The organism is Chelativorans sp. M5D2P16 (assembly GCF_034427935.1).
Taxonomy (GTDB): Bacteria; Pseudomonadota; Alphaproteobacteria; order Rhizobiales; family Rhizobiaceae; genus Chelativorans.
Genome location: NZ_JAXQNM010000003.1, coordinates 46,654 through 67,319, shown reverse-complemented (window position 1 = coordinate 67,319; position 20,666 = coordinate 46,654). Strand labels below are relative to the sequence as shown.

Below are 20,666 nucleotides of genomic sequence, written 5' to 3'. Positions count from 1 at the left end.
GCCCGGCGGGTGACCCGGGCAAAGGATGCGACTTTGAAAAGCGACTTTCCAGAACCGGCGGATTCTTCTTCCACCAGCGATTTCTGCGAACCGGACCCGCTCGAGGCGGTGACCGTCGTCGTGTGCAGCTCGTGCCGGCGTCCGGGAGATGGCGACGATGTGCCCCGCCCGGGCAGCCGGCTTGCCAGGGAGGCGGCCCGGGCTGGCGCGGAAGGCGGTGTGCGCGTGCGGCAGGTGGCCTGCCTCGGCAACTGCAAGCGCGGCCTTTCCGCGGCGATCCTGCGCGAGGGGTGCTGGTCCTATGTCTTCGGCGAGTTGCAGCCGGGCAGCGGCGAAGACCTGATCGCGGGTGCGGCGCTGTTCGCCCGCTCCGAGGACGGCTTCATGCCCTTTCGCGGCCGGCCCCAGGCGCTCAAGCGGGGGCTTATCGCACGCATTCCCACCTATGACAGCCTGAAGGAGATTCCATGACCGCCGCTCTCCAACGCGTGCCCTGCACGGTGATCACCGGTTTTCTGGGCGCCGGTAAGACGACGCTGATCCGCAACGTGCTGGAACAGGCAGGCGGGCGCCGGATCGCCGTGCTCGTCAATGAGTTCGGCGATATCGGCATCGACGGCGAGATCCTGCGCAATTGCGGGCTCGAGGGGTGCACGGACGACGATGTGCTGGAACTGGCCAATGGCTGCATCTGCTGCACCGTGGCCGACGACTTCGCGCCGGCACTCGACAGGATCCTCTCACTCGAACCGAGGGTGGACCACATCCTGATCGAGACATCGGGGCTGGCGCTGCCGAAGCCCCTGGTACAGGCCTTCAACTGGCCGGGGATCAAGAGCCGCGTGACGGTCGACAGCGTGGTGGCGGTGGTCGACGGGCCGGCGCTGGCCGGCGGCCAGGTGGCGGCCGACATGGAGGCGCTCGCCGCGCAGCGGGTGGCCGACGAATCGCTCGACCACGACGATCCCATCGAGGAGGTCTTCGACGACCAGGTAGCCTGCGCCGATCTCATCATCCTCTCCAAGGCCGATCTTCTGAATGAAGGCGACCTCGCCAGCGCCGAAGGCCGCATGAACGGCCATGTCCGCGCCGGCACCAAGATCGTGCCCGGCATGAACGGCAAGGTCGATGTGGGCGTGCTGCTCGGTCTCGGGCTCGCGGTCGAGAACGACATCGAGAACCGCAAGTCGCATCATGACGGCGCCGACGATCACGAGCACGACGATTTCGACACATTCGTACTCGACCTGCCGGCAGTGGCGAGCCCCGAGGCGCTGGCCCGCAAGGTGGCGGCGGCGGCCGAAGCGGAGAACGTTCTGCGGCTCAAAGGTTTCGCCCATGTGGAGGGCAAGCCGATGCGGCTCCTGGTCCAGGCCGTCGGTCCGCGCGTGACGCATCATTACGACCGCCCCTGGAAGGCGGACGAGGCACGCGGCACGCGTCTTGTCGTCATCGGCCTCAAGGGCCTCGACCGGACGGCGGTCGAGAAGCTCCTGGCGGCATGAAACGATGCACATCCTCGCCACCAGCTCCGCCTCGCTCGACGACCTGATCGAGCCGGTCGACCTTCGCCAGAGCCCGGCGGAGATGGTGGCGCTGTCCTTTACCGACAGCGACCTTTCGGGCATTGCCGCGGCCTGGAAGGCAGACGAAAAAGCGCTGCCTTCGCTGAGGCTCGCCCCCTTGCGCGAGCTGCGCCATCCCATGTCGGTGGATCTCTGGGTCGACAGCGTGGCGGCCCATGCGCGCGTCGTGGTCGCCCGCATCCTCGGCGGCCATGACTGGTGGCGCTACGGTTGCGACCGCCTCGCCGCCATGGCGCGCGAGAAAGGGATCGCGCTGGCGCTCCTGCCCGGTGAGGGTGGGGAACGGGACGAGCGCCTGGCGACGCTCTCGACCGTGTCCGAAAACAGCTATGCGGCGCTGCTCGCCTGCTTTCACGAGGGTGGGCCTGAGAACATCGGTCTTGCCGTCCGCCACATGGCGCGGCTCGCCGGCCGCGAAGTGGAAACGGGTGAACCGCGCCCATTGGCAAGAGCCGGATGTTACGCGCCGGGGGCAGGCGTAGTGGGAGTGGAGTATTTTGCTCGACGTGTTTTGCCGGCCCCCTCTCTTGCAAATTCTAGGGACTTGGGCGTTGCCCAAGCCCAAGAATTTGCTTTCTCCCCCGCCAAGGGGGAGAGGGACCCCTCGCGGCTCCGTTCCTCCACATTTCCGGCATCTGAGAGTGGCAGCGGCGTTGAAGCCGGCGCCTATTTCCCCCTTGGCGGGGGAGATAGCGATTTCAACGTCTTAGCTGGAGCGAAGCGGAAGCTAAGTGTTAGAAATCGCAAGAGAGAGAGCCAAGCCGCATCCCAAGCTCAGGGCACCAGCCCCGTCGTACCCATCATCTTCTACCGTTCGATGCTTCTGGCCAGCGACGTCGCACCCATCGATGCTCTGACAAAGGCGCTGGAGGAGCGGGGCATACGCGCCGTGCCCATCTTCGTCGCCACCCTGCGCGACGACACCGCCCGGCAGCTTCTCGACGAGACGGTGAAGGCTTTGCAGACCGCCGCCCTCATCACCGCCACCGCCTTCGCCAGCAGCATGGAGGGCGAGGGCGAGGCGCTGTTCGACCGGCTTGGCCTGCCTGTCTTCCAGGTGGCCGTCGCCACCACGCGGCGCAAGGCGTGGGAGAAAGGCGACCGTGGCCTCGCGCCGGCCGATCTCGCCATGCATGTCGTGCTGCCGGAACTCGACGGGCGCATCATGGCCGGCGCCATCTCCTTCAAGGAGCCGCAGGAGACCGACCCCGCCCTTGCCGTCGGCCTGCAGGTGAACCGGCCCGAGCCGGACCGGGTGGAACAGGTGGCCGACCGCATCGCCGCCAACCTCAAGCTGCAGGCGACGCCGCGCGCGGCGCGCAAGCTCGCCATCATCCTGCCGGACTATCCGGCCGCCACCGGGCGCGCCGGCTATGCCGTGGGCCTCGACGTGCCGCAAAGCGCCATCGAGATGCTGCGCGACCTGAAGGCGGAGGGCTATCAAGTCGAGGATATCCCCGAAACGCCGCGCGATCTGATGCGCCTTCTGGAACGGGAGGGCGATTCCCTCTCCGGGCAAGACTACGCCGCGGCCTTTGCAAACCTGCCGGTGGAGGTGCGCGAGTCCGTGCAAGCCGCATGGGGTGTGCCCGAGGAAGACCTGATCGACGGCGCCTTCCGCTTCCGTGCCGCCCGCTTTGGCAATGTCACCATCTGCTTCGCGCCGGACCGCGGCCGCGCGGCCGACCGCCGGGTGGACTATCACGATCCCTTCCTGCCGCCCCGGCATCATCTCGTCGCCTTCGGCGTATGGCTGCGGGCAGCGCTCGGCTGTCACGCACTCGTGCATCTCGGCGCCCATGGCACGCTGGAATGGCTGCCCGGCAAGGCGGTGGCGCTGAGCCGCACCTGCTTCCCGGAGATCGTCGCCGGGCCGCTGCCGGTCGTGTACCCCTTCATCGTCAGCAATCCCGGCGAGGCCGCCCAGGCCAAGCGCCGGATTGCCGCCGTCACGCTCGGCCATCTCACGCCGCCGCTCGTCGGCGCCGGACTTTCCGAAGAGCAGCAGGAACTCGAGCGACTGGTGGACGAGTTCGCCCAGGCCGACGGTCTTGACCGGCGCCGCCGCGACCGGCTGGCGAAGCTGATTGTCGAGACGGCGGGGGAAAGCGGGCTTGCTCGCGAAGCAGGGGTGTCGGAGAGCGACGATCCGGAAGAAGCCCTGCTCAGGATCGATGCCTGGCTGTGCGACCTCAAGGATTTCGCCATCAAGGACGGCCTGCATGTCTATGGCCGCGCGGAGGACGGTGCCGAGCCCCTGCGGCGGGAAAGTGCCGAACGCGAGCGCACGGCCTTCATCGCCGCGCTCGACGGAAAGCGCGTGCCGCCGGGCCCCTCGGGCGCGCCGGCACGCGGGCGCACCGACGTGTTGCCGACCGGCCGCAATCTTTTCACCGCCGACCCGCGCACCCTGCCGACACCGACTTCCGTGGCGCTCGGCGAGGCTGCGGCCGAGGAGATCGTACGCGCCTATCTGCAGGAACATGGCGACTATCCGCGCGCGCTCGTGCTCGACCTCTGGGGCAGCGCGTCCTTGCGCACCGGTGGCGAGGAGATCGCTCAAGGGTTGGCGCTTATGGGTTGCCGCCCGCAATGGGACAGGGCGACCGGCCGCGTCACGGGTATCGAAGTGCTGCCGCCGGCCGCGATCGGCCGGCCGCGCATCGACGTCACCTGGCGGATTTCCGGCCTGTTCCGCGACATGTTCCCCGTGCAGATCGCGCTCATCGACGCCGCCGTGGCCGCCGTGGCCGCCCGCGAGGAGGCGGAGGACGAGAACCCGCTGGCTCTGGCCGCAAAACGCGAGGGCAGGGCGCCGGCGCGCATCTTCGGCTCGGCGCCCGGCACCTATGGCGCGGGCATCGAGGAGCGCCTGTCGCACGGCGACTGGGACGAGCGCGCCGAGCTCGGCCAGGCTTATCTCGACGCCGCCTCGCATGCCTTCGGCGGCGCGGAAGGGGAGGGGCGTTCTGTGCCGGGCGCCTTTGCCGAGCGTGTCGCCGGCGCCGATCTCCTTGTCCATGCGGGCGACGATCCCGGCCGTGACCTTCTCGAGGGCACCGCCGACGTCGCCTTCATCGGCGGCTTCTCGGCGGCCGTCGCCGCACTCGGGGGCAAGGCGGATCTCGTCGTGCTCGACACCACCGATCCCGCCCGCCCGCGTGCCCGTTCACTCGCGGCGGCGGTCACCCGCGCCGTCCGCGCCCGCGCGCTCAATCCGCGTTTCATCGAAGGGCAGATGCGCCACGGGCCGCGCGGGGCGGCGGAGTTCGCCGAGACCGTGGACCGGCTGGTGGGCTTTGCCGAGACGACCGAGGCTATTTCCCCCGCGCTGATCGAGGCCGTGCATAAGGCCTATCTGGAGGACGCGCACCTGCGCGACTTCATGCTGCGGGAAAACCCGGCGGCACTGCGCGCCGTGGCCGAGCGCTTCGCCGATGCGCGCCGCCGCGGGCTGTGGCATCCGCTGCGCAATTCCGTCGACAACGACCTTGCCGCGCTGATCTCCGAGGCGCGGGCGGAGGAGGAAGCGGCATGAGCAGCCGGCGCGGCGCCTGTCCCACCCTGCTGGAGCCGATGCAGACCGGCGACGGCCTGCTCGCGCGCCTGACGCCGGTGGCCGGGCTCTCCGGCCGCCAACTTGCCGGGCTCGCCCGCGCGGCGGCATGCTTCGGCAACGGCATTGTCGAGATCACCGCACGCGGCAGCTTGCAGGTGAGGGGGCTGACGCTGGAAAGCACCGGCGGGTTGGCCGCGCAGGTGGATGCGCTCGGTATCGCCGTACGCTCCGGATTGCCGGTCGAGACAAACCCGCTTGCCGGGCTCGACAGGGACGAGGCGGCCGACCCGCGTGAACGCGCGCGCGAGATCCGCGAGCGCGCCGAAGCACTCGGGCTCGCGTCACGGCTGGGGCCGAAGGTCTCCGTGACGGTGGATGGCGGCGGCGTGCTTGGCCTTGGCGGAATAATCGCTGATGTAAAGCTGGAGGCGGTGGCAGGAGAAGAGTTGGCTGAAAGGGCGAAGGGGCGCGGCATCTGCGCAGAAAGCGCCATCACCTGGCTCCTCCGTGTCGGCGGCTCATCGTCCACCGCCCGTGTGCTCGGCCGCTTTTCGCAAAGCGAGGCGGCGGAGATCACGCTGCGTGTTCTTGCCGCTGTCGCCGAGCACGGCCCGACCGCCCGCGCCCGCGATGTTTCCGATGCCGAACTGGCCGCGATCACCGGCCGCGTGCCCACGCCAGCGACCGGCCGATCAGAGCCGTGCCTGCCGGTCGGCCGTTTCCACCTCGCCGGCGGCGGGCAGGCGCGCGGCTTCGCGCTGGCCTATGGCCAGATCGACAGCGGCGCTCTTGCCCGCTTTGCCGAAAGCATTGGCGAAAACCGCGAAAACCGCCTCGCGCCGGGGCGCGGCCTGCTCGTTCTCGGCCTTTCAGGAAATGAGGACGAGGTGCTGTTGACGGATGCGGAGGAGGCCGGTCTCGTCGTCGACGGCGCCGACCCGCGTCTCTTTATCGCCACCTGCGCGGGCCGCCCCGCCTGCGCCTCGGCCCATCTCGCCACGAAGCGCCTGGCCGATCGGCTGGTGGCGCGGCGGCCGGATCTGCCGCGGCAAAACCCGGTCCACATCTCCGGCTGCGCGAAACAGTGTGCCCGGCCGTCCGGTCCCGCTGTGACGCTGCTGGGCGCCGAAGACGGCCACCAGATAATGCACGACGGCGCAGACCGCGCGCCGGACCTCGAGGCGCTGCTCGAAGAACTGGCCGAAGACGATCGCGCCTCCATGCAAGGGCAAAATTCATGAGCATCCATTCCGACTATATCCGCGACGGCACCGCCATCTACGAGAAATCCTTTGCTATCATCCGGGCGGAAGCGGACCTGTCGCGCTTCGCCCAGGGGGAAGCGGATGTGGCGGTCCGCATGATCCATGCCTGCGGCATGGTGGAGGCGGCGCGGGATTTCGTCTTCTCGGCCGGCTTCGTGGAGGCCGCGCGGGCGGCCCTCGCAAAGGGCGCCCCGATCTTCTGCGATGCCGAGATGGTGGCGCACGGCATCACGCGCGCGCGGCTGCCGGCCGGAAACGACGTGGTCTGCACGCTGCGCGACCCGCGCACGCCGGAGCTTGCCGCAAAGATCGGCAATACGCGTTCGGCGGCGGCGCTGGAGCTGTGGCGCGACCGGCTCGAAGGCGCGGTGGTCGCCATCGGCAACGCACCGACGGCGCTCTTTCATCTTCTCGACATGCTCGAGGCCGGCGCGCCGAGGCCGGCCGCCATCATCGGCATGCCGGTGGGCTTTGTGGGTGCCGCGGAATCGAAGGAGGCACTTGCGGCTGGCGATCACGGCATCCCGTTCGCTATCGTGCGCGGGCGGCTCGGGGGCAGCGCCATGGCGGCGGCTGCGGTCAATGCGCTCGCGAGGGCTGGCCTATGAGCGGGCGGCTGATCGGCGTCGGCACCGGGCCGGGCGACCCGGAGCTCATCACGCTCAAGGCGGTCAAGGCGCTGGCGCAGGCCGACGTCGTCGCCCATTTCGCCAAGCGGGGGCGCATGTCCAATGCGCGGACGATCGTGGCGCGTTACATCCAACCCGACGTGGTGGAACTGCCGCTTCTCTATCCGGTGACGACCGAGATCCCAAAGGACGACCCGACCTATCGGCGCGCTATCGAGGCGTTCTACGAGGAGTCCGCCCGCACCGTCGCGGCGCATCTTGAGGCTGGCCGCACGGTGGCCGTTCTGAGCGAGGGCGACCCGCTCTTCTTCGGCTCCTACATGCACCTGCATGTGCGGCTCGCGGGCCGCTATCCGACCGAGGTCATCGCCGGCGTCACGGCCATGTCCGGCTGCTGGTCGGCGGTCGGCCTGCCGATCGCCCAGGGGGACGATGTGCTGTCGGTGCTGCCCGGCACGTTGCCCGAGGCGGAGCTGACAAGCCGGCTGGCGAGCGCGGACGCCGCGATCGTCATGAAGGTCGGGCGCAACCTGCCGAAGATCCGCCGCGCGCTGGCAGGCGCCGGCAAGCTGGATGAGGCGATGTTCGTCGAACGGGGCACGATGGAATCAATGGTCGCCATGCCCCTCGCCGACAAGCCGGACGACAGGGCGGCCTATTTCTCCATCGTGCTCGTGCCCGGCTGGCGAGAGCAAGACGAAGACGCCGGCGCTGCCCCCTCACCGGCCCGATTCGCGGGCCACTCCGGATCAGGTCCGGGCCAGGAAGAGCACCCTACGTCGCGGCCGGCGGCTTCTCTCCCCCACGAAGCGGGATCGGTGAGGGGGAGCAGCGCTGCAGCCGCCGCCGCCCTTGCAGAACCGAGGAACCGGCCATGACCGGCAGCCTCACCGTCATTGGTCTCGGCCCCGGCAATCCCGACCAGACGACGCCGGAAGCGCGCGCCGCGATCGAGGCGGCGAGCGATTTCTTCGGCTACGGCCCCTATCTCGACCGGCTGGAGCTTGCACCCGATCAGACGTGCCACGCCTCTGACAATCGCGAAGAGCTCTCCCGGGCCCGCGCCGCGCTCGAAATGGCGGCTTCGGGCCGCAGCGTGGCGGTCGTCTCGGGCGGCGATGCTGGTGTCTTCGCCATGGCTGCGGCGATATGCGAGGCGATTGAGCAAGATCCGATCAGCGGCCGCGAAATCGACTTTCGCGTCGTGCCGGGCATCACCGCCATGCTCGCCGTCGCCGCCCGCGCGGGCGCGCCGCTGGGACACGATTTCTGCACCGTTTCGCTCTCGGACAATCTGAAGCCCTGGGACGTGATCGAGGCGCGGCTGCGGGCAGCCGCCGGCGCCGGCTTCGTGCTCGCCTTCTACAACCCCATCAGCCGCGCCCGGCCGTGGCAGCTTGGGCGCGCTTTCGAGATCCTGCGCGAAATCCTGCCGGAGGCGACACCGGTGATCTTCGGCCGCGCCGTCGGCCGGGCCGACGAACACATGGCCGTGGCCACGCTCGGCGAAGCCCGCCCCGACCAGGCCGACATGGCGACCTGCATCATCGTCGGCTCGGCGGAGACACGCGTGATCGAACGCAAGGGCAGGGCGCCGCTCGTCTATTCTCCCCGTTCGACCGGGAGACCCGCCATATGACGGATGCGCGCCGCCGCCTCCTCGACCGTGGCAATGCCGCCCTCCGCCGGCGGCCGGGGCCGGCGCACCATGACGACGGGCAGGCCGAGCGCACGCGCCGCGGCGATCTTGCCGTAGGTGGCCTCGCCGCCGCTGTTCTTGGCCACGACGATGTCGACGCCGTTTTCTTCAAGCAGCGCCCGCTCCGCCGCCGCGTCGAAGGGCCCGCGTTCGAGGATGAAGCGCGCCCCGGCCGGCGCGTCCTCTGGCGCTACCGGATCGACGCTGCGGATGATGTAGGCGTGCTGGGAGAAGGCCGCGAAGGGCACGAGTTCCTGCCGGCCGATGGCGAGGAAGACCGTGCGCGGTGCCGCGCCGAGAAGGCGCGCGGCTTCCGCCGCGTCCGTGGCCTCGACCCAGCGGTCGCCCTCGACGGCCTGCCAGGGCGGGCGCTCCAGTTTCACGAGCGGCACTCCGGCTTCAGTCGTCGCGCGCTCGGCATTCTGCGAAATGCGGGCGGCGAACGGATGGGTGGCGTCGACCAGGATGCCGATGCCGTTCTCGCGCATGTAGCGCACCAGGCCATCGGCGCCCCCGAAGCCGCCGACGCGCACATGACCTGTCTGCGCGCGCGGGTTCGAAGTACGTCCTGCCAGGGACAGGGTGACGCTGAGGGCAGGCTCGCCGGCCAGCGCTTCGGCAAGCCGTCGCGCTTCGCCCGTGCCGCCGAGGATGAGAACGTGCCGAGGGTTCATCATGCCATCTAGAGAATGGACCCGTGCCGGCGCAACGGAGAAATGGCTCGTCATCGTCGGCATCGGCGAGGACGGCGCCGACGGGCTGAGCCCGAAAGCGCGCGATCTCATCGCGCAGGCGGAATTCGTCTTCGGCGGCCGGCGTCATTTCGATCTGGCCGGATCGCTGATCGGCGGTGAGGCGCGGCCATGGCCGGTGCCCTTCGACAGCGCCATGACCGAGGTGCTGGGCTTGCGCGGACGCAGGGTCTGCGTGCTCGCCTCGGGCGATCCCCTTCATTTCGGCGTGGGCGCCACGCTGGCGCGCCACGTGGACGCCGCCGAGATGCAGGTCGTCCCGGCACCTTCCGCCTTCAGCCTTGCCGCCGCCCGGCTCGGCTGGGCGCTCCAGGAGGTGGAGACCGTCTCGCTGCACGGCCGGGCGGTCGAGCGCATCCTGCCGCTGCTCCATCCGGGCCGGCGCGTCATCGCGCTCACCTCCGACGGCGACGGACCGAAGGCGGTTGCCGCCCTGCTTCGGCGCAACGGCTTCGGCGCCGCGCGCGTGCACATATTGGAGGCGCTGGGCGGCCCGCGCGAGAAGGTGAGCACCTTCCCCGCCGGGGAACTTGACGAGCGCGCTTTCGATCCGCTCAACGTGGTGGCGATCGAGATGCGGGAAGCTGCCGGTGCGCGCGTCCTGCCACTCGGCCCCGGCCTTGCTGACGATCTCTTCGATCATGACGGGCAGATCACCAAGCGCGAAATCCGCGCGGTCACGCTTTCCGCGCTCGCGCCGCGGCGCGGGGAGTTGCTGTGGGACATCGGGGCGGGCGCCGGCTCCGTCGCCATCGAATGGATGCTGGCGCATCCCTCCATGCGCGCGGTGGCGATCGAGCAAGACGCGGAACGGGCACGGCGCATATACGGGAACGCCGCGGAACTCGGCGTGCCGGACCTGAGGGTGGTCGAAGGCGCGGCGCCCGGCGCGCTCGAAGACCTGCCCGCACCGGATGCGATATTCGTCGGCGGCGGGGGCAGCGACGAAGGCGTGATGGATGCGGCCGTCGCGGCGCTTGCGTTCGGCGGGCGCCTGGTTGCCAATGGGGTGACGCTGGAGATGGAAGCCGTTCTCCTTCATCTCCATGCCCGCATCGGCGGCGATCTCACCCGGATCGCGCTCTCCCGCGCAGCACCCATCGGCGGGATGACCGGCTGGCGACCGGCCATGCCGGTCACCCAATGGGCCTGGAGGAAGCCATGAGGGTCGCAGGGATCGGCTGCCGCAAAGGCGTGGCCGTGGGCGACGTACTCGCGGCGGTGGAGGCGGCGCTGGCTGCGTTGTTGCAACAGCATCGGCCGACCCCCTCTCTTGTAAATTCCAAGGACTTGTGCGCTGCCCAAGCCCAGGAATTTACTTTCTCCCCCGCCAAGGGGGAGAAAGAGGCGCCGCTGCTGCGCCACAACTTGCCGGCGGTGGAGATTGATGGCCTCACTGGTGCGGGCGCCTTTCTCCCCCTTGGCGGGGGAGAAAGCGATTTCAACGGCTTAGCCGGAGCAAAGCGGAGGCTAAGTGTTAGAAATCGCAAGAGTGCGGGTTTGCCGATCCTTTCGGGAGATACGTCTCAACCCGTCGGCGGGGCAGAGGCGCCACACCCGCAAATCGACGCCCTCGCCACTGCTGCCTCAAAAGGAGACGAGCCTGGCATTGCCGGAGCGGCGGAATTTTTGGGATTACCTCTGATAACAGTTTCAGAATGCGATCTGAAGCGCGTCTCGGCCCGCTGCCTCACCCGCTCGGCCGCTTCCCTGGCCGCGACCGGCGTTCCTTCGCTCGCCGAGGCAGCCGCGCTCGCTGCAGTGGGCGAAGAGGGGCGCCTTCTGGGCCCGCGCATCGCAACAGGCAACGTCACATGCGCCATCGCGCAAGACAGGGACGACACATGACCGTACATTTCATCGGCGCCGGCCCCGGCGCGGCGGATCTCATCACCGTCAGGGGACGCGACCTGCTCGCCCGCTGCCCGGTCTGCCTCTATGCCGGCTCCATCGTGCCCGGCGAACTGCTTTCCCATTGTCCGGCGGACGCCAGGCTCGTCGACACCGCGCCGTTGTCGCTCGACGAGATCGAGGCCGAATATCTGGCCGCCCACGAGGCGGGACGCGACGTGGCCCGGCTGCATTCGGGAGACCTTTCGGTCTGGAGCGCGGTGGCCGAGCAGATCCGGCGGCTGGAGCGGCTCGGCATCGACTATACGCTCACGCCCGGCGTGCCGGCCTTCTCCGCCGCGGCAGCGTCGCTGGGGCGGGAGCTCACCATCCCGGAGGTCGCCCAGAGCCTCGTGCTGACGCGCGTTTCCGGCCGTGCCTCGAAGATGCCGGAAGGCGAGACGTTGGAAGCGTTCGGCCGCACGGGCGCCACGCTCGCCATCCACCTTGCCATCCACAAGCTCGGGGAGATCGTGGCGGAGCTTACACCTCTTTACGGGCGTGATTGCCCGGTGGTGATCGTCGCGCGTGCCACATGGCCGGACGAGCGCATCGTGCGCGGCACGCTGGCGACGATCGAGGGCGAGGTCGCACGCAGCCCGATCGAACGGACCGCGATCATCTTCGTCGGGCATGGCCTCGGGGCGGAAGGCTTTCGCGAAAGCGCGCTTTACGATGCCGCCTATCAGCGGCGCTTCAGGGGCCGGGAGGGGCTATGAGCCTTGGTGACGCGATAGCGCGGCTGGCTTACGCCCCGGCGGCCTTCGAGCCGGGCCATGTCTGGCTTGCCGGCGCAGGGCCGGGCGGGCTCGGCTGTCTGACGCTCGACGTGGTGGCCGCGCTCGGCCGGGCCGATACCGTCATCTACGATGCACTCGTCGAGCCGGATGTATTGAAGGCGGCGGCGGGCGCGGAGCGTCTTTTCGTCGGCAAGCGCGGGGGCAAGCCCTCCACTCCGCAGGACGAGATCAACCGCCTGATGGTGGAAAGAGCGCGGGCCGGCCGCCGCGTCTTGCGGCTGAAGGGCGGCGATCCGAACACTTTCGGCCGCGGCGGGGAGGAGGCGCTGGCGCTCGCGGAAGCCGGCATTCCCTTCCGCTTCCTGCCGGGCATCACCTCCGCCTTCGGGGCGCTCGCCGCGGCCGGCATTCCGGCCACGCTGCGCGGCGTCAACAAGGCCGTCATCCTTGTCACCGGCCACGCAGCGGGTACGGAAGACGATCTCGACTGGGCCGCGCTGGCAAAGACCGGTCAGCCGCTGGTGATCTACATGGGCATGCGCAACCTGGACCGGATCGCCGACGCCCTGACGGCGGGCGGGCTTGCGAAAGCCACGCCGGCCGCCGTCCTCATGGCCGCGACCACGGCCGAGGAACGGGTACTTATCGGCACGCTGGGCGATATCGCAGAAGAGGCGCGCGCCAGGGGCTTTGGCGCACCGGCGCTGATCGTCGTGGGCGAGATCGTCGGCATGCGCGAAACGCTGCACCGATTGCAAGAGGAAGGAGCATTGGCCTTATGACCACCCGTGGCCTCATCGTCGGCGCGCCGCGTTCCGGCTCCGGCAAGACCAGCGTCGCCATCGGCCTGATGCGGGCGTTGCGACGCCGGGGCCTTGTCGTCGCCGGCGCCAAGTCGGGTCCGGACTATATCGACCCCGGCTTCCACGCCGCCGCGACCGGGCGACCGGGCGTCAATCTCGACAGTTGGGCGATGGCACCCGGATTGCTGGACACCTTGCTTTCCAGACAGGCCGACGGCGCCGACGCGCTCATTGTGGAAAGCGCCATGGGGCTTTTCGACGGGGTGCGCACCGAGGACGGGCGCTCGGGTGCGGCCGCCGATCTCGCCCGGCGCCATCGGCTGCCGGCACTGCTCGTGCTCGACATTTCCGGCCAGTCGCAAACGGCGGCGGCCGTCGCCCATGGCTTCGCCACCTTCGATCCGGACGTGAAGATCGCCGGCGTGGTGCTCAACCAGGTCGCCAGTGAACGGCACGAACGGCAGGCGCGCGAGGCCATCGAGGCGGCGGGACTTGCCGTCCTCGGCGCGATCTACCGCAATCCCGACATGGCGCTTCCCGAACGGCATCTGGGTCTCGTTCAGGCGAGCGAGCACGCCGCGCTCGAAGCTTTCATCGAGCGCCTGGCGGACGTCATGGAAACATCGCTCGATCTCGACGCGATCCTGCGCGCCGCAGCCTCCCTCTCCGCCGCCGGAACGGAGGAGGGACACTTCCTGCCGCCACCCGGCCAGCGCATCGCCATCGCGCAGGATGCAGCCTTCTCCTTCGTCTACCCCCATTCGGCCCGGCACTGGCGCGAGGCGGGGGCGGAGCTCATCCCCTTCTCGCCGCTCGCCGACGAGGCGCCGGAGGCTTCCTGCGACGCCTGCTGGCTGCCGGGCGGCTACCCGGAGCTTCACGCGGGGAAGCTCGCCGCTGCCGCCGGTTTCAAGGCAGGGCTCGCCCGTTTTGCCGAGACGAAGCCGGTGCACGGCGAGTGCGGCGGCTACATGGTTCTGGGGGCCGCGCTGGAGGATGCCGACGGCGTCACCCACGCCATGACGGGCCTGCTCGGCCATGTGACGAGCTTCGCCCGGCGCAAGATCAATCTCGGCTACCGCGCGGCACGGCTTCTTTCCGACTGCCCCATCGGCCGGGCCGGCGAGACGGTGCGCGGCCACGAGTTCCACTATTCTCGGCTGACCGAGCGCGGCACGGACGAACCGCTCGCCGCGCTCGCCGATGCCTTGGGCAATGCGCTCGGGCCCTCCGGCGGCCGGCGTGGCCTGGTCACCGGCACCTATTTCCACGCTATCGCGCGGGGCTGAACCATGGAGCGCGAGATGCCCGACCGTCGAGACCTGGTCGCCGAGGCGAAGGCATGCATCGGCTTCTACACGCGTCTGCCGATTTCGGCGGAGGTCGATTCCTTCGCCGCGGCGCAATGGGCGGCCCCCGTCGCCGGCGTGGTGGTGGGGCTGGTCTCCGGCCTGGTGCTGCTCGCCGGTCTATGGGCGGGTGTCCCGGTGCCGGTCGCCGCGGCAATTGCGCTCGGCGCGTCCATGCTGTTGACCGGTGCGCTGCACGAGGACGGGCTGGCGGATCTCGCCGACGGCTTCGGCGGCGGCAAGAGCCGCGACGAGAAGCTCGCCATCATGCGCGACAGCCGCATCGGCACCTATGGCGTCCTGGCGCTCGGTATCACCTTGTTGGTCCGCTGGACGGCGTTGTCGGCGCTCGCCGCCCATGGCGGCGGAACCGCCGTTCTGGGACTCGTGGCCGCGCATGCCGCCTCCCGTGCACTGATGCCGCTTTTCATGCAGCGTGTGCCACCGGCGCGCGAAGACGGGCTCTCGGCCGGTACCGGGCGCATTGAAGGACAGACGGCCTTCGCGGCACTCCTGATCGGTCTTGTCCTGCTGATCCTCATGGGGCCGGGGGTCGCCGTGCTTGCTGCCGTCCTCCTCGCCCTCTGGTTCTGGATCCTAGAGCGGCTGTGCCGGCACCAGATCGGCGGGCAGACGGGAGACGTGCTCGGTGCGCTCCAGCAGGGCGGCGAAGCCGCCGTCCTGGTCACAGCTTCCGCAATGCTTGCCTGACGGAGATCTTGATGTCCGAGCTTTCCTCCATCGACGCCATCCGCGCCGCCTGCCGCAACCTGCCGGCGGGCGACGAGGTCGCCGCGCGTGCCGCCGCCGACCGGCAAAATACGCTGACAAAGCCGCCCGGCAGCCTCGGCCGGCTGGAGGAGATCGCCATCTTCCTGGCGAAGTGGCAGGGCAGGGCGAAGCCGGCGCTCGACCGGGTGGACATCCTTGTCTTCGCCGGCTCCCACGGCGTTGTGGCGCAGGGCGTTTCCGCCTTCCCCGCCGAGGTCACGCAGCAGATGGTGGCAAATTTCGAGGCCGGCGGCGCGGCGATCAACCAGCTTGCCGAGGCCGGCGGCGCGCGGCTCAACGTCATGCCGCTCGCCATCGCGCAACCGACGGGCGATTTCACCCGCGCGCCCGCCATGGCGGAAGCCGAATTCGCAGACGCGGTGCAGAAGGGCTTCGACGCGGTCTCCGGCGATGCCGACCTTGTCTGCCTCGGCGAGATGGGCATCGGCAACACGACGACGGCGGCCGCCGTCGCCGCAGCCCTTTTCGGCGGCACGGGCGCCGACTGGGTGGGCCGCGGCACCGGCGTGGACGAGGCGGGCCTGAAGCGCAAGGCTGAGGCGGTGGATACCGCATGTGCCCGCCATGGGGACGCACTGGCCGATCCGCTCGAAGCGCTGCGTCTCGTCGGCGGGCGGGAGCTTGCCGCCATGTTCGGCGCCGCCCTTGCCGCGCGGCGCAAGCGCGTTCCGCTGCTGATCGACGGCTTCGTGTCGACGGCGGCGGTCGCGCCGCTGGCTCGGCTCGACAGCCAAGGCCTGGCGCACGCGCTCGCGGGCCATGTCTCGGCCGAAGCCGCGCACGGCAAGCTGCTTTCCGCCCTCGGGTTTGACCCGCTGCTCGATCTCGGCATGCGCCTCGGCGAGGGGTCGGGCGCGGCTGTTGCAATCTCCGTCCTGCGCGCTGCGCTCGCCTGCCACAACGGCATGGCGACCTTCGCGGAAGCGGGCGTTTCGGGAGGATAGGGCGATGCGCAAGCTCCTCGTCATCGGCATCGGCACGGGCAATCCCGAGCACATGACCGTGCAGGCGATCAATGCGCTGAACCGCGCCGACATCGTGCTCGTGCCGCGCAAGGGCGAGGAGAAGGAGGATCTGGCAGAGCTGAGGCGCGAGATCTGCCGGCGCTATCTCACCAATGAACGGACCCGGCTCGTCGAATTCGACTTGCCGGTGCGCGATGAGGCGGAGCCCTCCTACGGCAAGCGCGTGGCCGACTGGCACCAGGCGATCGCCGCCACCTATCGCGACCTGATCGCCGAGCACACGGGCCAAGACGGTACGGTCGCCTTCCTCGTCTGGGGCGATCCCTCGCTCTATGACAGCACGCTGCGCATCCTCGACCGGCTGGGCGACGTCGCCGGGTTCGCCCTCGCCCGCGAGGTTATCCCCGGCATCACCAGCATCCAGGCGCTGGCCGCCAGCCATGGCATCGCCCTCAACACGGTGGGCGGGGCGGTGCAACTCACCACCGGGCGCAATCTTTCGGCCGGCTTTCCCGAGAATGCCGACACCGCCGTGGTGCTGCTCGACGGCAAGACGGCGTTCCGGGCGCTGCCCGGTGACGATTTCACCATCTATTGGGGAGCCTATCTGGGCGCGGAAGACGAGATCACCGTCTCCGGGAAGCTCGGCGAGGTGGCCGAAGCGATCGCCGACAAGCGCGAGGCCGCCCGCCGGGCCAAGGGGTGGATCATGGACACCTACCTTCTGCGCCGGCGGAGCGGGCGGTGACCATCGGCGTGCATGCTTGCCAGACCTTCCGGCTGGACAGCCGGCCCGGGGCCGCATCTACCAGATATCGACCGGGCGGGTGATCATCAGCCAGAAGATCGCCATGACGGCGGCGAAGGCAGGAAAGCCGAAGGCGAACCAAAGTCGGAAGAGTTTATGATAGCGCGCGGGCAGCGGCGTGCCGTTCGCAACTGCCGCGTCGGCAAGCCGCCGCATTTCCATCTGCATCCACACGACGGGCAGCCAGAAGGCGCCAGTGACGAGGTAGAGCAGGATCGACAATACGATCCAGCCTTCCCAGATAGGGTAGCCGAGGTGCCACACGAGGAGAAAGCCCGTCAGCGGCTGCGCCACCACCGCGGTCGCCGTGAACAGGAAGTCGGCGATCACGACGATGCGGGCGACGCCGGCGATCACGACGGCATTCTTCGTCCGGTGGGCGAGAAGCATGAAGAAGGCGATCCCGGCGCCCGTGCCCAACAGCACCGCGGCGCCGATGATGTGCAGATATTTGAGAAAGAAATAAAGCACTAACGTTCTTCCAGAATGCCGAGCGCCACCAGGTGAAGGACGAGGATCGGCCAGATCTTCATCAGCGGCCCAAGCGGCTCGTTCCACAATTCGGGCAAGAGGATCGTTCCTGCAACGATATAGAAGACCGAGAGCGCGATCGCGCCATAGAGCCCATATCGCGCCGCAGGGCGCCAGGCGATGGCAAGGCCGACGAGGATGTCGGCAATGGCACCGGCCACCACGCCCGGCGCGGCAAGCAGCCCCGTGCCGGCTCTCCGCATCAGCTCCATGCCTTCGCCGAAGCCGGTGCTGAGCGAGACGATGCCGGTGGCGATCCAGAAGACCGGCAGGACAACGAAGATGACCGGTTTGAGAAAGTAGAGCTTCGCGAACCAGCGCTCCTGCACACTGGCAGGCCGCGCTTTCAGCGCTGCGGACAGAGATTGCGGCGGGATGCCGGTCACGCCCGTCCATTGCGATGGATCGCCGACGGCGCCGTGGGCGATCTCCTTGCGGGCCGTGCTGCGCATGGGCGGACGCCAGCCGAGCGAACCGGCGAAGTCGCCCAAACGGTAGGTCAGCGCCGTCAGCCAGTCGGGCAGCGTGAATACCCGCGCCGGCGGCCAGCCGAGCCAGCGGCGATAGGTGGCGACTACCTCACCCATGGAAAGCCGCTCCGGCCCGGCAAGCTCGAGCGTCACCCTCGCCGGCGCGCCGGGATCGAGGAAGAACGCCACCGTCTCGGAGACATCGTCGAGCTGGACCACCTGAAGCGGCCCGGTGCCCCTCATCACCGGAAGGACCGGCAGCGCCGCCAGCCCGCGGAAGAGAGCGCTGGCGCCGAAGATCGCGCGGCCGAGCACGACCGAAGGGCGCAAAATCACCCAGTCCAGATCACGCTCCATCAACAGCTTGTCGCCTTCCAGCTTGGTGCGCGAGAAGGCAGACGCTTGATGGCGGTTGATTCCGATCGCCGAGATATGAACCACACGGCGTACGTCCTGCTTTTCGCAGGCGTCGAAAAGCGCCGCCGTGCCGGTGACGTGGACGCCCCTGGTGCTGTCGCGCGGATTGTCCTGGAAGACACCGACGCAATTGACCACCGCATCGACGCCTTTCAGATGCGGCACCCAGGCTTCGGGCCCGGCGGCCTTCGCCACGTCGATCTCGGCAATTCGGCCGACGGCCATCGGCAGCGGGCGGCTACCCGGCCTGACGGCCGCGACGATCTCGTGTCCGTCCTTGGAAAGCCTGGCGCAGATAGCCGAGCCGATCAGGCCTGTGGCGCCGGTGACAAGGACTTTCATTCGGTCTCGTCGTCCAGCTCCGCCGTGTCATGCGCCTTCAAGGGCATTACCGCCGGACCGGCGATCACCTCGCCCCATTCGTCGAAGCGCGACCCATGGCAGGGGCAGTCCCAGGTGCGGTCCACCTCGTTCCAGCCGACGATACAGCCCATATGCGTGCAGACGGCCGAAAGCGCCGTGGCCGTGCCATCGGTGCGTTTGTGGACGGCAAGCTGCTCGCCGCCATGGGAAATCACGCCGCCGCTTCCCGGCGCGATGCTTTCATAGGGAACGCTTGCCCGCTTAAAGACCCGGTCGCCGACCAGATGGCCGGCGGCCTTGAGGTTTTCCTTGGTAAACTCCGCGCCGCCCGCAATGGGCTTGATGCGGGTGGAGTCGAAAAGCGCGGCCGCGCGGTGCTCCCTGCCCAAAATGCGCTCGGCGAGAATATCGGCCGCGACCGTGCCCTGACTGATCCCCCAAGCTTCAAAACCGGTTGCCACGAGCAGGTGATCGGAGCCGCTGCTGACAGGCCCCACAAAGGCGGCATTATCCATTGGTCTGAAATCCTCATTCGTCCAAAAATGCGAAAGCTGCTTTATCCCGAAAGCGCTGTCAAGGAAGGCGGTCAGGTCATCGACCATCTGCCTTTCTTCATCCGGCTCGCCGTTCTTGTACTCACCGCCGGCGGCGATCAGGTAAGTGCGGCCCGCCTTCTCGGCCGTGCGCAACGAATGGGAGGGGCTGCCTGCGCTGATGAACATGCCGTCGAGGGGCTTGCCTTCCGGCAGCAAGGCAGCCGCCACGGGATGGGCGAAAGGAAATGCCTTGGCGAAGAACATGCCTTCATTGACGACGGGCGTTTGCGTGGCGATCACGACGTGGCGGGCCGTCACGGTGCGGCCGTTGACGCTCAGCCGGCAGGGGTCGCCGTCGTCGATCTCCATGACGCGGCTTTCCTCGTAAATGGGCACGGCGGCACGCACCGCTTCGGCAAGGCCGAGGAGATAGCGGTAGGGATCGAACTGATACTGGCCGGTGAATTCCAGCAGTGAGACCGCGGGGAAGGGCAGTCCCGCATTCTGTACGATGCGCGACGGCAGGCCCAGTGCGCGCGCCGCCTCGTCCTCGTCTTCCAACTGCTCGGCCTGTTTTTCATCGGCCGCGTAGATGTAGGCGGAGCGCGGCTCCAGGCCGGCCTGCCCGTCCATGGCCGAGGCGAGCGCGGCGATCTCGTCGACGGCCCGCTGGTTGACCTCCGCATAGAGCCGCGCGCCCTCATCGCCGAATTTGGATCTGAGCATCGAATATTTGCGGCCGTGCTGGGCGGTGACCTTCGCGGTCGAGCGCCCGGTGGCCTGGCGACCGATCCTGCGTGCCTCCAGAACGACCGTCTTGAGGCCGCTGTTCTGCAGCCGGTGGGCACAGGTCAGGCCGACGATGCCGCCGCCGATGATTGCGACGTCCGCCTCCACGTCTTCGGTGAGCGGCGGATGGGCCGGCGCATCGACGCCGTCAAACCAGAACGGAATCCCGGATTTCATGGTGTTTCCTCATTCAGCTTGCGCCTCGCCTTTCGCGTCGGGTGCCCGTCCGCTTGCAAACACCTCGTCTGCGGACCGTTCGAGTTCGTTCAAAGCGGCGGCGAGCGTGCCGCCCCAGACGACATGAACGGCGATCATCAGGAGGTTGCGTCCGACCGGGTGCTCGGTGGCAGGCTTCAGGATGCCGAGGCCGGGAAGCCAGCCGAGATAGCTCGCCGCCCAGACCGTAAGCCCGTAGACGACGCCGTTGCGCCGGCGTTCCGGCAAGAGCGCGTAGGCCGCTCCGACAACGGCGCCGAAACCGAAATGCGCGAGCACGGAGAAAAGCCGCTTCGAACGTTCCGGAGCCGGCGGCGCAGTATCTTCCACGATCTCGCGCGGCGGCAGCGGATAGCGATCCTGCGGCTCAAGTCTGGGCCAGAGGTGCCGCATGGCCGCGGTCATCGCCATTGTGGCGGAGAGCCCTGCGAGGGCACCGAATGCGAGCCTTTCCACGCTGCCTCCAAAATGCCGACGGTGCTTCCCAACAAGGGGGCGGGGGGAAAG

The 20,666-nt window shown here is 68.9% G+C and carries 19 protein-coding genes and 1 pseudogene; 15 read left to right on the top strand and 5 right to left on the bottom strand.

Going from position 1 to position 20,666, the window contains the following annotated elements:
- Nucleotides 1–33 precede the first annotated feature (33 nt).
- From SIN08_RS01125 to SIN08_RS01095, 7 genes and pseudogenes are all read left to right on the top strand, one after another.
- The gene (locus SIN08_RS01125; RefSeq protein WP_322449637.1) at nt 34–471 is read left to right on the top strand and encodes a DUF1636 family protein; all 438 of its coding nucleotides are present in this window, start codon (nt 34–36) and stop codon (nt 469–471) included.
- Nucleotides 468–1,505 (top strand): cobalamin biosynthesis protein CobW, encoded by a 1,038-nt coding sequence (gene cobW, locus SIN08_RS01120; protein WP_322449636.1) that lies wholly within the window; start codon nt 468–470, stop codon nt 1,503–1,505. The genes SIN08_RS01125 and cobW overlap by 4 nt, the downstream gene beginning before the upstream one ends.
- 4 nt (nt 1,506–1,509) lie before the next feature.
- Nucleotides 1,510–5,124 carry a cobaltochelatase subunit CobN gene (cobN, locus tag SIN08_RS01115; protein WP_322449635.1) on the top strand — a complete coding sequence of 1,205 codons (3,615 nt, stop codon included), beginning with the start codon at nt 1,510–1,512 and terminating at the stop codon, nt 5,122–5,124.
- On the top strand, nt 5,121–6,386 hold the full coding sequence (cobG, locus tag SIN08_RS01110; protein ID WP_322449634.1) for a precorrin-3B synthase: 1,266 nt from the start codon (nt 5,121–5,123) through the stop codon (nt 6,384–6,386). Before cobN ends, cobG begins: the two co-directional genes overlap by 4 nt.
- Nucleotides 6,383–7,018, top strand: a complete 636-nt coding sequence (locus tag SIN08_RS01105; RefSeq protein WP_322449633.1) for a precorrin-8X methylmutase — start codon at nt 6,383–6,385, stop codon at nt 7,016–7,018. The genes cobG and SIN08_RS01105 overlap by 4 nt, the downstream gene beginning before the upstream one ends.
- Nucleotides 7,015–7,734: pseudogene (locus SIN08_RS01100) on the top strand (precorrin-2 C(20)-methyltransferase); the annotation flags it as partial. The gene SIN08_RS01105 and the pseudogene SIN08_RS01100, both read left to right, overlap by 4 nt.
- 179 nt (nt 7,735–7,913) lie before the next feature.
- Entirely contained in the window at nt 7,914–8,678 is a 765-nt protein-coding gene (locus tag SIN08_RS01095; RefSeq protein WP_322449632.1) for a precorrin-3B C(17)-methyltransferase, read from the top strand.
- Here the strand turns inward: SIN08_RS01095 and SIN08_RS01090 are convergent.
- Nucleotides 8,642–9,412 (bottom strand): cobalt-precorrin-6A reductase, encoded by a 771-nt coding sequence (locus SIN08_RS01090; protein WP_322449883.1) that lies wholly within the window; start codon nt 9,410–9,412, stop codon nt 8,642–8,644. The genes SIN08_RS01095 and SIN08_RS01090 overlap by 37 nt on opposite strands.
- 1 nt (nt 9,413) lies before the next feature.
- Between SIN08_RS01090 and cbiE the strand changes: the two genes are divergently transcribed.
- Genes cbiE through cobF form a run of 8 tightly spaced genes read left to right on the top strand, consistent with a single transcriptional unit; the run spans nt 9,414 to nt 16,777 of the window.
- On the top strand, nt 9,414–10,655 hold the full coding sequence (gene cbiE / locus SIN08_RS01085) for a precorrin-6y C5,15-methyltransferase (decarboxylating) subunit CbiE (RefSeq protein WP_322449631.1): 1,242 nt from the start codon (nt 9,414–9,416) through the stop codon (nt 10,653–10,655).
- Entirely contained in the window at nt 10,652–11,338 is a 687-nt protein-coding gene (locus tag SIN08_RS01080) for a cobalamin biosynthesis protein (RefSeq protein WP_322449630.1), read from the top strand. Before cbiE ends, SIN08_RS01080 begins: the two co-directional genes overlap by 4 nt.
- Nucleotides 11,335–12,099, top strand: a complete 765-nt coding sequence (gene cobM, locus SIN08_RS01075) for a precorrin-4 C(11)-methyltransferase (protein WP_322449629.1) — start codon at nt 11,335–11,337, stop codon at nt 12,097–12,099. Before SIN08_RS01080 ends, cobM begins: the two co-directional genes overlap by 4 nt.
- Nucleotides 12,096–12,902 (top strand): uroporphyrinogen-III C-methyltransferase, encoded by an 807-nt coding sequence (cobA, locus tag SIN08_RS01070; protein ID WP_322449627.1) that lies wholly within the window; start codon nt 12,096–12,098, stop codon nt 12,900–12,902. Before cobM ends, cobA begins: the two co-directional genes overlap by 4 nt.
- The gene (locus SIN08_RS01065) at nt 12,899–14,212 is read left to right on the top strand and encodes a cobyrinate a,c-diamide synthase (protein WP_322449626.1); all 1,314 of its coding nucleotides are present in this window, start codon (nt 12,899–12,901) and stop codon (nt 14,210–14,212) included. Before cobA ends, SIN08_RS01065 begins: the two co-directional genes overlap by 4 nt.
- A 15-nt stretch (nt 14,213–14,227) precedes the next feature.
- On the top strand, nt 14,228–14,983 hold the full coding sequence (cobS, locus tag SIN08_RS01060) for an adenosylcobinamide-GDP ribazoletransferase (protein WP_322449625.1): 756 nt from the start codon (nt 14,228–14,230) through the stop codon (nt 14,981–14,983).
- 11 nt (nt 14,984–14,994) lie between these two features.
- Nucleotides 14,995–16,008, top strand: a complete 1,014-nt coding sequence (gene cobT / locus SIN08_RS01055; protein WP_322449624.1) for a nicotinate-nucleotide--dimethylbenzimidazole phosphoribosyltransferase — start codon at nt 14,995–14,997, stop codon at nt 16,006–16,008.
- A 4-nt stretch (nt 16,009–16,012) separates the two neighbouring features.
- Complete coding sequence (cobF, locus tag SIN08_RS01050; RefSeq protein ID WP_322449623.1) at nt 16,013–16,777, top strand: precorrin-6A synthase (deacetylating); 765 nt, start codon at nt 16,013–16,015, stop codon at nt 16,775–16,777.
- Nucleotides 16,778–16,834: 57 nt separating this feature from the next.
- Here cobF and SIN08_RS01045 read toward each other — a convergent pair whose 3' ends face one another.
- From SIN08_RS01045 to SIN08_RS01030, 4 genes are read right to left on the bottom strand one after another with little or no spacing between them, the layout of a single operon-like run.
- Nucleotides 16,835–17,308, bottom strand: coding sequence for a DUF2269 domain-containing protein (locus SIN08_RS01045; protein ID WP_322449622.1), 474 nt, complete (start codon nt 17,306–17,308; stop codon nt 16,835–16,837).
- Nucleotides 17,308–18,597, bottom strand: a complete 1,290-nt coding sequence (locus SIN08_RS01040; protein WP_322449621.1) for an SDR family oxidoreductase — start codon at nt 18,595–18,597, stop codon at nt 17,308–17,310. Before SIN08_RS01040 ends, SIN08_RS01045 begins: the two co-directional genes overlap by 1 nt.
- Complete coding sequence (locus SIN08_RS01035) at nt 18,594–20,120, bottom strand: FAD-dependent oxidoreductase (protein ID WP_322449620.1); 1,527 nt, start codon at nt 20,118–20,120, stop codon at nt 18,594–18,596. Before SIN08_RS01035 ends, SIN08_RS01040 begins: the two co-directional genes overlap by 4 nt.
- A 9-nt stretch (nt 20,121–20,129) precedes the next feature.
- A complete protein-coding gene (locus SIN08_RS01030; protein ID WP_322449619.1) occupies nt 20,130–20,615 on the bottom strand; it encodes a DUF1440 domain-containing protein in 486 nt (161 codons plus the stop codon).
- Between the last annotated feature and the right edge of the window lie 51 nt (nt 20,616–20,666).